This is a genomic window from Serratia sp. NCCP-200, assembly GCF_059697885.1.
Window position 1 is genome coordinate 91998 of the sequence record NZ_BAAKUJ010000003.1, and the last position, 11383, is coordinate 103380.

Here is an 11383-nt window from a genome sequence, read left to right on the forward strand (position 1 = left end):
GTTCGATGTTTTTAGTGGTTTTTCTTTGAGTTTTTTTTTAAAAAAGTCTATCTTAATAAAAAATTTCAGGAGTGAAGCATGAAGCAAAACCCTTTTTCGTTCTATGATTTTTTAGGGTATTTGATACCTGGAGCATCTCTTCTCTACTTATTCTACTTTGGAGGAATGCATTATGGTTGGAAGATCTCTGGTGAAGCAAAAACGTTTATGGTAGGCGATAGTAGTTCACTTAGTGAATTATTAAACTTCTTACCATTTGTCATTTTATCCTACATTTCTGGCCATTTGTTGTCACTGTTATCTTCGTTTTTAATTGAGAAATACTCAAATTGTAGGAATGGATATCCATCACAATATCTTATATCGGATCGCGGCAATGGATATTTTTATAATTCAGGTTTCCTATCCTGTATAGGGCGTTTTATTTTGCTTTTGATTGTGTTGCCTATTTCATTGCTTGATTTCTTAACAGGCTTTAAGTTTCGACAAAATAAACAGATGGATGATAGGTTGCGTCCAGTGGTTTTTAAAACATGCAAGGAAGTATTAAACGAAAAATTCTTAATGAAAGTGGATGATATGGATGACTCAAAAGGTATTGATGGTGATAGTTTTAGACTAATATACCATTACTCTTTTGAAAATTCCGAACCACATGCGGCAAAGTTGCAGAATTATGTTGCTTTGTATGGGTTCACCAGAAACATAGCAATGGTTTTTATTATTACTTTTTGGACGTTAGTCACAATGAAATTTGTATTCGAGTCAAGTATCGGATACAGACCCATTTTCTTTTCTGGTGTTTTATCATTTATATTTTACAAAGGATTTGTTAAGTTTTATAAGCGATATACGCTGGAGGCAATGATGGCGGCGTGTGCAATAAAAGCAAAAGAAAAAACAACTCAATAGACCTGATATAAGTTCCTCAATTATCCTGCTGGGTGGAGTATGAGAAAGGACTCCTTCCATGCAGGACTTAGGCTATTCAGTACACTAACCGTTGAGATAGTGCCAGTGAAATTTGTTGTGTAGTGGTAGAACAAACAAGAAAATCTATCCTTTTTGATTTCTAGTTGGTTAGCTAAGTGCCCGTAAAATATTTTTTGAAAAAATTGATCAATCACAAAGTTGGTGATACTGTTTTTATATACAGTGTTTCTGGGGTGACCGATCAGCTAAAGCGGTCGATAAAAAACCAATCAACACAGCATAACTAATAACGAACGGCTTGGCACTGAGTGCGGGCGGGCAGGGATTGAGGAGAAATTATATCTATCTGATTTATTTGAGGTACTCATGGCTGACATGACAGATGCTATAAACGCGCTCCCTGCCAATTGCTACGTTGCTATCCGGATGGTTAATAACCGAGTTGTTGGCACCAGAGATATCAAAGATGATGAGTTTATTTTGACATTTAAGGCATTGATTGAAATGCAAAAAATGGCAGGTTATACGGTTGTATCACCTGAGGGTATTACGCTATAATTAACGGGCTGGACTGAACACCCAGCCGCTTTAATTCTGAACAATCGCTGCGCCAATATGGGGATATCCAATGGCGCAGTATTCATTTGTAAAATCCGCAGGTTGTTTACTGGTGCCATTTACGCCAGAGGCCCGCGAATACCTGCAATCGGTAAAATTCGGCGCGGTACTGTACGCCGATTTCAAACAGGCCCGTAATCCTGGGCTTCACCGTAAATATTTTTCCCTGCTGAATCTCGGGTACCACTACTGGCAACCGACCGGCGGGACAATATCACCGGCAGACAAAGAACTCGTTCGCGGGTATGTATTATTCCTAGCCCACTATGCTGGTAATGAGGATTCTCTGCAGGCTGCCGCCGATGAGTATTTACAGGATGTAGCACTAAAGCGCGCCGGTAATATCAGCGCCACAAAATCCTTCGAAGCATTCCGCGCCTGGGTAACCATCCAATCAGGCCACTGCACCGAATACCAGATGCCTGATGGCTCAATCCGCAAAGAGCCAAAAAGCATTTCATTCGCCAAGATGGACGATATCGAATTCACCCAGCTCTACAAAGCCACCATCGATGTACTGTGGAATTTCATCCTGTACCGCACGTTCCCCACCCAGCAGGCAGCAGAGAACGCCGCATCACAATTGCTGGACTATGCGGCATGACAAACCTACGCAAAGAGGCCAAAGGCCGGGAATGTCAGGTACGCATGCCAGGCATATGCAACTTCAATCCTGAAACCACTGTATTAGCGCATTACAGAATGGCGGGTACATGCGGTACCGGTATCAAGCCACACGACGCCCAAGGCGCTCACGCATGCAGTAGCTGCCACGATGAGATAGACCGCCGTACACGTCACATAGACGAGGAAACAGCACGCCTTTACCACGCAGAAGGAGTATTCCGCACACAAGCGTTACTGCGCAGTGAGGGGAAGCTATGAGTAATCAGAATTTAATTCTGCTCTTCAGGGCAACAGGAAATCCTGAAAAGTCACATGGACACACGCGGGCAGATAGAACAAAATTCTGTTTGGCTCCCTTTTCCACAAGCGGGGATTGCGTGTTCACTTCCCATAGCCCTCGCGCACGCGCGCGTTTAGGGGGTTAAAAATGCCTCTCGTCGCCACTTTCCGCACCGAATGGTTTCGCGTTATCACCGACCTGAATCGACGCTCCCTTTCAACGCAAGAAATCGCCAAGGAATTAGGTGTGAGCAAGTCTGCTGTGCTTGGTTGGAAAACTGGATCGGAGCCTCGCCATGGTGATGGTGAGGCGCTGATCGCTTTATGGTGCCAAGTGACTGGTAAGGCGAGGGAGGTAGTACCGACGGTGGTGTATAGAAAAATGTGGATGTTCCGGCGGTAAGCCATAACCGCCAGAGTTTTTATTTTACGCTGTTTACAAATGGAATGACCAAAAAGTCAAATAACACGCTCATAACCTGCTTGTGCTCGACTTCACCACGTAAATATTTGCCGTGGACATCGTTGAGTTCTAAAAATTTACGCGCTAACTCATCAGTACCAGTAAGATCAATCTCCATTAGAGTAACAATGCTCCATATTTGGTTTATTGAATTTTGAGATGCAAAGGCAGCCTCCCTATATGCATCAGGGTTTTGTGGCTCGATTCTAGGAGGTAAGGTAAGAGCAAGGTTTCGATAATTTATCAGGGCAGTTTTGAGAGCTTTTTTTTCTGAACGTCGCTCCTGCTTTTTCCAAACATTCATGGCCCTCAGTGCCACGATAGCAGCAATTAACGTAGTAAGACCTGAAAACCATGTGGCCCACATAGCCACATACGCCCAGTGAGCGGACTCCTTGGCTGCCAGCATCGCTTCGTAAGAAATAGTATCAGCGTCCATTTTCACCCCTTTGAGTTAATCGCTAGATTTTACCTCAAAGGAATCTGCCCAGCACCACCGTTCATCAGCAAACCTCGCAAGTACCACTCTGCAATTGGTCGGGAAACCGACCGCAAGAACCGCCAACAATGAACGCTCTATCAATCCACGGAGCAACCACAATGGCCCGTCCAAAGAAAGTGATCGAGGTGCCGGGGCAGCAGAACACCCCCGCAGATACGGCAGACACCACGCTGGAGAATTCCTTAGCCGGTAATGCCGCTGACCTGCCAGTAGTCACCGAACCCGCCAACACCCCAGCAGAACTGCACGCCGCCACTGCAGGCGCAACAGCCACCGAGCAGACCACGCAACAACGAGTAGCCACGTTGCTGGATGGTACGGCGTTGGCAGAACGTAACGCCATGCTTTCCGCGTTGCCCGCCGCAGGCTTCGAGATCGTCACTAGATTCGAGGCTTACGGGTTCGTTGATGCTCAAGGCCACCCGCTGACCAACTGCCTCGATTTCCTCGACCTAGTGAAGACCGCCACCACTGCACCAGCTCCGATGCGCGGTAACCGCACAGCCACAGTGGTGAACGAGGACGGCGCTCGCATAGCAGCCCTAGGCAAGCCAGTGCTGACCGAGCACGGCTGGCACGTACCGGAATAGGAGAATAGCCATGTGTGGAGGCGGAGTTCCAAGCCCTGTGCAAACAGACCCACAAGCCGAGGCAGACGCAGCAGCAAACGCAGCGGCCAAAGCATCGAACGCTGACGCAGCATCGCGCAAGAAGCGCAAGAAAGGCTCATCGCTGCTGGCCACCGGTGCCGAAGGTGCTACTGATACCGGCAGCTCGTTGCTATCTACCGGCGCGACCGGCAAACCTACCTTAGGTGCTTAACCAATGGATGAAATCGCCAACCGTTTAATCAAGCGCGTGGACACACTCAAGGCGGCCCGTCAGTCGCATGAGAGCGTTTGGCGGGAATGCTACGACTTTACCTACCCGTTGCGCGGCTCGGGATTCTCCACCCAGGTGCTGGATGCCCAAAGCGCTAAATCCAAGGTGGCGAAACTGTTGGACGGTACCGCGACAGACAGCGCACGCATGCTGGCCTCTGCGCTTATGTCTGGTATGACACCGGCCAACGCCCAATGGTTGAGCCTTGATAGCGAATCACTACCCGACGACGCCAAAGCCTGGCTATCAACCTGCGCCAGTCTCATCTGGGAAAACATCCACTCTTCAAACTTCGACGCAGAAGGCTACGAGGCCAATCTCGATGTGGTTTGTGCTGGCTGGTTTGCGCTGTACATCGAAGAGAATCAGGAGGAGGGCGGCTACTCGTTCCAACAGTGGCCACTGGCGCAGGTGTTCGTGGCATCAACACGCAGCGACGGCATTATCGATACCGTGTTCCGTTGCTATCAACTCACAGCCGCACAGGCGGTTAAGAAGTTCGGCGACAAGGAAGTGAGCGAGAAGATCCGCAAGGCCGCCAAGGATAAACCAGACGACAAGTTTGATTTCCTGCATGCCATCTTCCCACGCGATAACTATGTCGTGAATGCGCGCCTGGCCAAGAATATGCGCTTTGCATCGTACAACATTGAGGTGACCGGCAAGAAGGTGGTGCGTGAATCCGGGTACCACGAATTCCCTGTATGCGTACCGCGCTGGATGAAGATCCCCGGTACCAGTTACGGCATCGGGCCAACGTACGACGCGTTGCCAGACTGCAAGGAACTGAACGAAACCAAGCGCATGGAGAAGGCCGCGCAAGACCTGGCTATTTCCGGCATGTGGATCGCCGAGGATGACGGCGTACTCAACCCGCGCACCGTCAAAGTGGGCCCGCGCAAAATCATCGTGGCCAACAGCGTGGACAGCATGAAGCCGTTACTGACCGGTGCCGACTTCAACGTCGCGTTTACCGCAGAACAACGCCTGCAAGCCGCTATCCGCAAAATCATGATGGCCGACCAGCTGCAACCGCAAGACGGCCCAGCCATGACCGCTACCGAAGTGCATGTGCGTGTGGCACTCATCCGGCAACTGCTGGGGCCAGTGTACGGACGTTTCCAAGCTGAATATCTGCAACCGTTGGTTGTGCGTTGCTTTGGCCTGGCGTTCCGCGCCGGTGTGTTCCCTGAGCCGCCGGAAAGCATGAACGCTGCCAACTTCAACGTGAAATACATATCACCACTGGCACGCGCCCAGAAACTGGAGGACGTGACCGCAATCCAGCAACTAGCGGCATCAGTTGGGCAACTGGCAGCCATGTATCCCGAAGTAAAAGACAACGTGGATTCTGATGAGGCAGTACGGGTTATGTCCGAAGGGCTTGGCGTACCGGCCAAGGTATTACGCTCATCGGCTGACGTTGCCAGCATGCGTGATGAGCGGGCCAAGGCGCAGCAGCAACAGGCACAGCAGGCTCTCATGATGCAGGCAGGCCAGCAGGCCGCCAGCGCAGCAGGGCAGGAAGCCGGGGCGGCAATCGGGCAACAACTGGCAGGTAACCAATGATCCACAAAGAAATCACACCAGAAGATTACAAGCGCGTGTTTGAAGAGATGGCAGGCGGCCTGCAGATTCTGGAGGAATTAACCAAACGATTCGGGCGCCCTGTTTTTGTGCCTGGTGGGCCAGAGGGCGATCGGGAAACGTGTTACAGGGCCGGACAACGTTCCGTGCTCGATTTCATTTTGATGCAGGTCAATAGAGCCAATGGAGTAAACGACGATGTGGAAGCTTAAACACTTATTCATGAATGCCGCAGGAACCGAGGGCGGCGAAGGGGGCGGTAATGGTGATGATGCTGGTTCTCAGGGTAATAGCCCTGCTTCTCTTCTCGGTACCGGCGCGGCAGAACAGCCGGGCGCGAATGATTGGATACCGGAGAAATACCGCGTTACTGGCGAAGATGGCAAGTTCAACATGGAGGGTTCTGCTCGTAAGCTTGCAGAGGCGCATACGCACCTTGAGAAACGCTTGGGCGGTGGTGATGTGCCACCAAAAACTGTAGAGGATTATGCGCCGAAGGTAGAGGCCGAGGGCTTCAACTGGGACGAGTTCAAAGCCGATCCAGAAATGCAGGGGTTCCTCAAATCGGCTCATGCCAAAGGCATCACCAACGATCAGCTTGGCTTCGTTCTGGGTGAGTACATGCAGCGCGCCCCTGGACTGGTGGGTGGCGCCGCAGAACTAGACGCGGAAGCCGCCACCACTGCGTTGCGTGAAACATGGAAAACCGACGCCGAGTTTAAACAGAATATCGGCCTAGCTTATCGCGCATTCAACAACCTGGCCGATCCCGCTGATAAGGGCAAGATGGATGAAATCGGTAATAACCCGATGGTGATCCGCATGCTGGCAAAGATTGGCGCAGAGATGAGCGAGGACACCCCCGCCGGTGGTGATATCAATCTCGAAGAACAGCAGAGCATCCGCGACCTGATGAAGTCTGAGGCGTACACCAACCCGAAACACGCAGATCACGAACGCGTATCAGCCCAAGTGCGGGCGTTCTATCAAAAATCATATGGCAGCCAAACTGTTGCTTAATTTAGGCCGGCTTTAAGCCGGCTGTATTTAGTTTTCTTCCTTGTATACATACGGCTCATCTTTACCAACTAACAGCTTGTGTACGTATTTATCTGCACTGTTAACATTTTTGACTGGGTAATTCTGAAATGAGTTCCATAAACATTCTGGGGTGTACCATGCATACCTATCACCCGACTCATCTATCAATATGCAATAGTCGTTAGGGTTCACCGGCTCCCCAGGCCTAGCTCCATTTAATACGTAGAAATTCCTTATCGGATATTGAATATCTGTGTTGAAAATCATTTCCGAATGTTCTGAGTTTTTAAGCATAGAAACCTCCTTTATAAAAACGACATCGTAGTAATTCATTTGGTCGGGAAACCGACCGCGTACTTCACACATTATCACTCCAACAGCCCGGCGTGGTAGCCGGATACCTGAATTCCCGCTGTCCGTAAGCGCCAATCGGCCAGCGTTGAACCGAGCCGGGAAACCGACACCTCGCAGGCGATAATGTTTGGAGTAATAAAAATGTCCTTTACAGCCAATAAGGCAATGATCACCGCCGCATTCGTACAGGAGTTTCACGACGGTTTCGAGATTGCCACTCAGCAGAAAGAGAGCCGCTTTCAGGGAACGGTTAAAGACCGTGGCATGATCACTGGTGCCAGCTACACAATCAATGATATGGGTACCGTAGAAATGCACGAACGCACCACGCGTTTTGCCGATACGGTGTGGGATGTACCGGAAGCCGGTACCCGCAACGTGATCATGGCAGACTTCGATCTGCATATTCCCGTTGAGCCTACCGACCTGCCTAAGCTGCTTGCCAACCCCCAGGGTGAGTACATGGGGCTGACTGTTGCCGCCGCCAACCGGACGAAAGACCGCCTTATCTACGCCGCGCTGTTGGGTAGCATCCTGCGCAAACAGGAAAACAACGGCGCATACACCCCGGTGGCGCTACCAGTCAGTCAGAAGATTGTTTCCGGCGGTACCGGAATGACCAAGGCCAAAATCATTGCGGCCAAGGCCATGTTCCGTAGGAATGAAGCGGATGAGAAGAACGGCGAAGAGTTGTACATGGCATACAACGCCGACATGCTGACGCAGATCCTGAGCGACACGCAACTCACATCTGCTGATTTCATGGCAGGCAAGATGCTTCAAGAGGGTGCCGTTGCTGGTAAATGGCTGGGCTTTAACTGGATCCCATACGAAGAACTCAACGTTACCGACAGCACAGCGACGACAGTTGCCTGGTCTGGTACCGCTGCGCACTTCGGTACCGGTATCAGTTACAACACTGATATTGGCCCACGCCGCGATAAGAACAACACCATTCAGATCTCTGTGCTTGCTTCCTACGGCTCTGGCCGTGCGAATGAGAAGAAAGTAGTAGCGATCGATTTCGACGCTTAATGCCAGCGCCCTTGCCGGGGTAACACCCGGCTTTTTTTGAAAGGTACCGCTCATGGCTTCCAGTGTAACTATCTGCTCAAACGCGCTACTCGCTCTCGGTGCTCACCCGATTAACAGTTTCGATGAGGCAACCGAGCATGCGCGCCTTTGCTCGAACATCTACCCTACTGTACGCAATAACCTGCTGCGTGCTCATCCGTGGAACTGTGCTGTTAAGCGCGTCATTCTTTCACCCAGCAGCACGCCGCCTGCTTTTGGTTTTGGGTTCCAGTTTCCGCTACCAGGTGACTTGATCCGTATTCTTTCCGTTGGGGAAGAATTCGACGATATCCCGTACCGGATTGAAGGTAACAGGCTGCTGGCAAATATCAACGCTATACGGCTGCGTTACATCTGGCGAAACGAGGACGAATCAACGTGGGATCCGGCGCTGGTTCATTTGGCCGAAGCCATGATGTCAGCCAAGCTAGCCTACGCGGTTACCAGTTCCGCGTCGTTGCGTGACACGCTGACGCAAGAGGCCGCCTATCTGCTTCGCCAGGCTAAAGCGATCGATGGCCAAGAGGAGCCACCGGAAGAATTGGGCGGCTATCCAACACTGGCGTCGAGGTTTTCATAATGCGCGCCAATTTGATCAAAACCAACTTTACCGCCGGGGAAATCTCTCCGCGCCTGATGGGGCGTGTTGATATCACCCGGTACGCCAATGGTGCCAAGGTTATCGAAAACGCCGTGTGCGTGGTGCAGGGGGGCGTGATGCGTCGCCCTGGTACTCGCTTTGCGGCTGCTGCTAAATTCGGTGACCGTAAGGCCCGTTTAATCCCGTACGTGTTCAACCGCTCGCAGTCCTACATGCTGGAGTTTGGCGATCGGTACATGCGGATTTACCAGGATGGCCAGCAGCTCGTTAACGGCGACGGTACGCCGTACGAAATCGCCAGTCCTTACAGCGTGGATCAACTGCCTGCAATTAACTACGTGCAAGGCGCTGATACCATGTTCCTGGTTAATCAGGATGTGAAGCCGCACCGGCTGCAACGTCGTGGCCAACTTGATTGGGTGCTGGAGCCTGCTCCATTTATCGTGGAGCCGTTCGACGAGATCCGCGACACGCCAGATAAGTGGTGCAAGCCGTCGGTAAAAGAGTTTGTAGGCTCGGAAATCACGTTAACCCTGAGTGATGCAGAGCCGCCAGAGGATAGCGAGGATTTACCGCCTTTTACTGGTGCCGGTTGGGTTGCTGAGGATGTGGGTTCGTACGTGCGTATCAACAGTGGCTTGGTGCTGCTCAATAGCATAACGAGCGCACAGGTCGCTGTGGGTACCATTCGCACCGACCTTAGCGCAACGCAAGCCGCATCGCCGGGAGCATGGACGCGAGAGGATACCGTATGGTCGGATGAATTCGGCTATCCGGGCGCGGTGACGTTGTACCAGCAGCGCCTGGTGCTGGCCGGTTCCACTAAATACCCTCAGGCTATCTGGTTCAGCGAAACCGGCGTTTACCTTTCCTTTGAGCTGGGTACCGACGATGACGACGCGATCAGCTTCACGCTATCATCTGACCAGCTCAACCCGATCGTTCACCTGGCGCAGATGAACACCCTAATCGCGCTGACGTTCGGCGGGGAGTTTACGATCACCGCAGGCAATGACGCGGCAATCACCCCGACCAATATCTCGGTTAAAAACCCAAGCCCGTACGGCTGCAACAATATCCGGCCGGTGCGTGTCGGTACCGAGATCATGTTTATCCAGCGTGCGGGCAAAAAGCTGTATGCCGTGGCGTATGACCCGGATAGCTTTGTCTCTTACTCCGCCAATGACATGACCGTTTTAGCCGAACACATCACCGGTACCGGTGTGCTCGATATGGCGTACCAGCAACAGCCTGATGCTTTTATCTGGTTGGTGCGTAATGACGGCGTCTTAATCTCGCTGGCCATCGACCGGGCGCAAGACGTGATCGCCTGGTCACGGCAGACCACCGAGGGCGCGTTCGAATCTGTCGCCTCAATCCCCACGGAAAATAACGATGCGGTTTATGTGCTGGTGCGCCGTGAGGTAAACGGGCAGACAGTGCGTTATGTCGAGGTTCTCGATCCGGACGTGCGCACAGACTCGGCCACCACTGGCGAAGCAGACGACGGTGCGGAAATTTGGGACGGTTTAGAGCACCTGGAAGGCAAGCTGATTGATATCGTCGCTGACGGTTCGGTGATGCCGCAGCGCGTGGTTTCCAGTGGGCAGATCACACTACCGCGCAAAGCCAAAAAAGTAGAGTTTGGCCTGCACTTTGAAACCACCATTCAAACGCTGACGCCAGAAGTAGCCACGTCCGAAGGTACCACGCAGAACGCCAAGAAGCGCACCAGCGAAGTGACAATGCGTTTCCTCGATACCACTGGCGCTACCTGTAACGGGCAAGTGATCCCGTTCCGTACGTTCGGCCCAAAAATCCTCAACCAGCCCGCCCCCCTTTTCACCGGTGATCACTTCTTTGGAAAACTGGGCAGGGAACGGGGAGAGGACTCCCTAATCATCCAGCAGCCGCAACCGCTGCCGTTCCATCTGCTGGCCATCATGACCACATTCACAGCTAACGCGGGGTAACCATGATCCGACACGCTACCGCTGGTGACATTCCGGCACTGATTGAACTGGGTACCCGCATGTACCTCGAATCCCGCTATGCGTCTGGAGCGTTCGACGCCGATAAGTGCGCGGTGTTGGCCAAACAGCTGATCGATGCTGACGCGGGGATTGTGCTCGTTGCAGAACAGGGCGGCCAGGTCATCGGCTGGCTGGGGGGCGGCATTGGTGAACAGTGGTTTTCCCACAGCCTGATGGCCTTCGAGTACGGCTTATTCATTGCGCCGGAGCACCGCGGCGGATCTGCAGGCCCGCGCATGGTGAAAGCGTTCTTGGCCTGGGCCAAAGATAACGGTGCGGTGCTGGTCAATATGGGCATTACCACCGGCGTACATGAAGCACGTACCGGCGAAATGTATGAGCGTCTTGGCCTGAGCCGCGTTGGTTCCCTGTATTCAGTAGAGGTTTGA

Annotated in this window: 15 protein-coding genes; 14 read left to right on the forward strand and 1 reads right to left on the reverse strand. The window is 52.0% G+C overall.

Annotation, left to right across the window (positions count from 1 at the left end):
• Window positions 1-78 precede the first annotated feature (78 nt).
• From AC6HVW_RS10540 to AC6HVW_RS10560, 5 genes are all read left to right on the forward strand, one after another.
• Window positions 79-912, forward strand: coding sequence for a hypothetical protein (locus AC6HVW_RS10540; protein ID WP_497569397.1), 834 nt, complete (start codon window positions 79-81; stop codon window positions 910-912).
• 387 nt (window positions 913-1299) lie between these two features.
• Window positions 1300-1491: a hypothetical protein gene (locus AC6HVW_RS10545; RefSeq protein ID WP_497569398.1), complete on the forward strand. Its 192-nt coding sequence runs from the start codon at window positions 1300-1302 to the stop codon at window positions 1489-1491.
• Window positions 1492-1561: 70 nt separating this feature from the next.
• Window positions 1562-2155, forward strand: a complete 594-nt coding sequence (locus AC6HVW_RS10550) for a DUF1367 family protein (RefSeq protein WP_497569399.1) — start codon at window positions 1562-1564, stop codon at window positions 2153-2155.
• The gene (locus tag AC6HVW_RS10555) at window positions 2152-2436 is read left to right on the forward strand and encodes a DUF1364 domain-containing protein (RefSeq protein ID WP_497569400.1); all 285 of its coding nucleotides are present in this window, start codon (window positions 2152-2154) and stop codon (window positions 2434-2436) included. The genes AC6HVW_RS10550 and AC6HVW_RS10555 overlap by 4 nt, the downstream gene beginning before the upstream one ends.
• A 169-nt stretch (window positions 2437-2605) precedes the next feature.
• The gene (locus tag AC6HVW_RS10560; RefSeq protein WP_497569401.1) at window positions 2606-2860 is read left to right on the forward strand and encodes a hypothetical protein; all 255 of its coding nucleotides are present in this window, start codon (window positions 2606-2608) and stop codon (window positions 2858-2860) included.
• A 19-nt stretch (window positions 2861-2879) separates the two neighbouring features.
• Here the strand turns inward: AC6HVW_RS10560 and AC6HVW_RS10565 are convergent, their stop codons facing one another.
• On the reverse strand, window positions 2880-3359 hold the full coding sequence (locus AC6HVW_RS10565; protein WP_497569402.1) for a hypothetical protein: 480 nt from the start codon (window positions 3357-3359) through the stop codon (window positions 2880-2882).
• Between the two features lie 161 nt (window positions 3360-3520).
• Here AC6HVW_RS10565 and AC6HVW_RS10570 point away from each other — a divergent pair, with 161 nt between their 5' ends.
• From AC6HVW_RS10570 to AC6HVW_RS10610, 9 genes are all read left to right on the forward strand, one after another.
• Entirely contained in the window at window positions 3521-4012 is a 492-nt protein-coding gene (locus tag AC6HVW_RS10570) for a hypothetical protein (protein ID WP_497569403.1), read from the forward strand.
• Window positions 4013-4022: 10 nt separating this feature from the next.
• Complete coding sequence (locus AC6HVW_RS10575) at window positions 4023-4244, forward strand: hypothetical protein (protein ID WP_024529648.1); 222 nt, start codon at window positions 4023-4025, stop codon at window positions 4242-4244.
• 3 nt (window positions 4245-4247) lie between these two features.
• Complete coding sequence (locus tag AC6HVW_RS10580; RefSeq protein ID WP_497569404.1) at window positions 4248-5873, forward strand: portal protein; 1626 nt, start codon at window positions 4248-4250, stop codon at window positions 5871-5873.
• Window positions 5870-6103 (forward strand): Bbp19 family protein, encoded by a 234-nt coding sequence (locus AC6HVW_RS10585; RefSeq protein ID WP_497569405.1) that lies wholly within the window; start codon window positions 5870-5872, stop codon window positions 6101-6103. The genes AC6HVW_RS10580 and AC6HVW_RS10585 overlap by 4 nt, the downstream gene beginning before the upstream one ends.
• Window positions 6090-6911, forward strand: coding sequence for a hypothetical protein (locus AC6HVW_RS10590; RefSeq protein ID WP_497569406.1), 822 nt, complete (start codon window positions 6090-6092; stop codon window positions 6909-6911). The genes AC6HVW_RS10585 and AC6HVW_RS10590 overlap by 14 nt, the downstream gene beginning before the upstream one ends.
• A gap of 516 nt (window positions 6912-7427) precedes the next feature.
• Window positions 7428-8321, forward strand: coding sequence for a phage capsid protein (locus tag AC6HVW_RS10595; RefSeq protein ID WP_497569407.1), 894 nt, complete (start codon window positions 7428-7430; stop codon window positions 8319-8321).
• 52 nt (window positions 8322-8373) lie between these two features.
• Window positions 8374-8940: a phage connector family protein gene (locus AC6HVW_RS10600; protein ID WP_497569408.1), complete on the forward strand. Its 567-nt coding sequence runs from the start codon at window positions 8374-8376 to the stop codon at window positions 8938-8940.
• Entirely contained in the window at window positions 8940-10934 is a 1995-nt protein-coding gene (locus tag AC6HVW_RS10605) for a phage tail protein (protein ID WP_497569409.1), read from the forward strand. Before AC6HVW_RS10600 ends, AC6HVW_RS10605 begins: the two co-directional genes overlap by 1 nt.
• 2 nt (window positions 10935-10936) lie before the next feature.
• Window positions 10937-11383 carry a GNAT family N-acetyltransferase gene (locus tag AC6HVW_RS10610; RefSeq protein ID WP_497569410.1) on the forward strand — a complete coding sequence of 149 codons (447 nt, stop codon included), beginning with the start codon at window positions 10937-10939 and terminating at the stop codon, window positions 11381-11383.

Coding starts and splice junctions, on each gene's coding strand:
- AC6HVW_RS10540 (WP_497569397.1), top strand. CDS start 79: ATGAAGCAAAACCCTTTTTCGTTCTATGATTTTTTAGGGTATTTGATA.
- AC6HVW_RS10545 (WP_497569398.1), top strand. CDS start 1,300: ATGGCTGACATGACAGATGCTATAAACGCGCTCCCTGCCAATTGCTAC.
- AC6HVW_RS10550 (WP_497569399.1), top strand. CDS start 1,562: ATGGCGCAGTATTCATTTGTAAAATCCGCAGGTTGTTTACTGGTGCCA.
- AC6HVW_RS10555 (WP_497569400.1), top strand. CDS start 2,152: ATGACAAACCTACGCAAAGAGGCCAAAGGCCGGGAATGTCAGGTACGC.
- AC6HVW_RS10560 (WP_497569401.1), top strand. CDS start 2,606: ATGCCTCTCGTCGCCACTTTCCGCACCGAATGGTTTCGCGTTATCACC.
- AC6HVW_RS10565 (WP_497569402.1), bottom strand. CDS start 3,359: ATGGACGCTGATACTATTTCTTACGAAGCGATGCTGGCAGCCAAGGAG.
- AC6HVW_RS10570 (WP_497569403.1), top strand. CDS start 3,521: ATGGCCCGTCCAAAGAAAGTGATCGAGGTGCCGGGGCAGCAGAACACC.
- AC6HVW_RS10575 (WP_024529648.1), top strand. CDS start 4,023: ATGTGTGGAGGCGGAGTTCCAAGCCCTGTGCAAACAGACCCACAAGCC.
- AC6HVW_RS10580 (WP_497569404.1), top strand. CDS start 4,248: ATGGATGAAATCGCCAACCGTTTAATCAAGCGCGTGGACACACTCAAG.
- AC6HVW_RS10585 (WP_497569405.1), top strand. CDS start 5,870: ATGATCCACAAAGAAATCACACCAGAAGATTACAAGCGCGTGTTTGAA.
- AC6HVW_RS10590 (WP_497569406.1), top strand. CDS start 6,090: ATGTGGAAGCTTAAACACTTATTCATGAATGCCGCAGGAACCGAGGGC.
- AC6HVW_RS10595 (WP_497569407.1), top strand. CDS start 7,428: ATGTCCTTTACAGCCAATAAGGCAATGATCACCGCCGCATTCGTACAG.
- AC6HVW_RS10600 (WP_497569408.1), top strand. CDS start 8,374: ATGGCTTCCAGTGTAACTATCTGCTCAAACGCGCTACTCGCTCTCGGT.
- AC6HVW_RS10605 (WP_497569409.1), top strand. CDS start 8,940: ATGCGCGCCAATTTGATCAAAACCAACTTTACCGCCGGGGAAATCTCT.
- AC6HVW_RS10610 (WP_497569410.1), top strand. CDS start 10,937: ATGATCCGACACGCTACCGCTGGTGACATTCCGGCACTGATTGAACTG.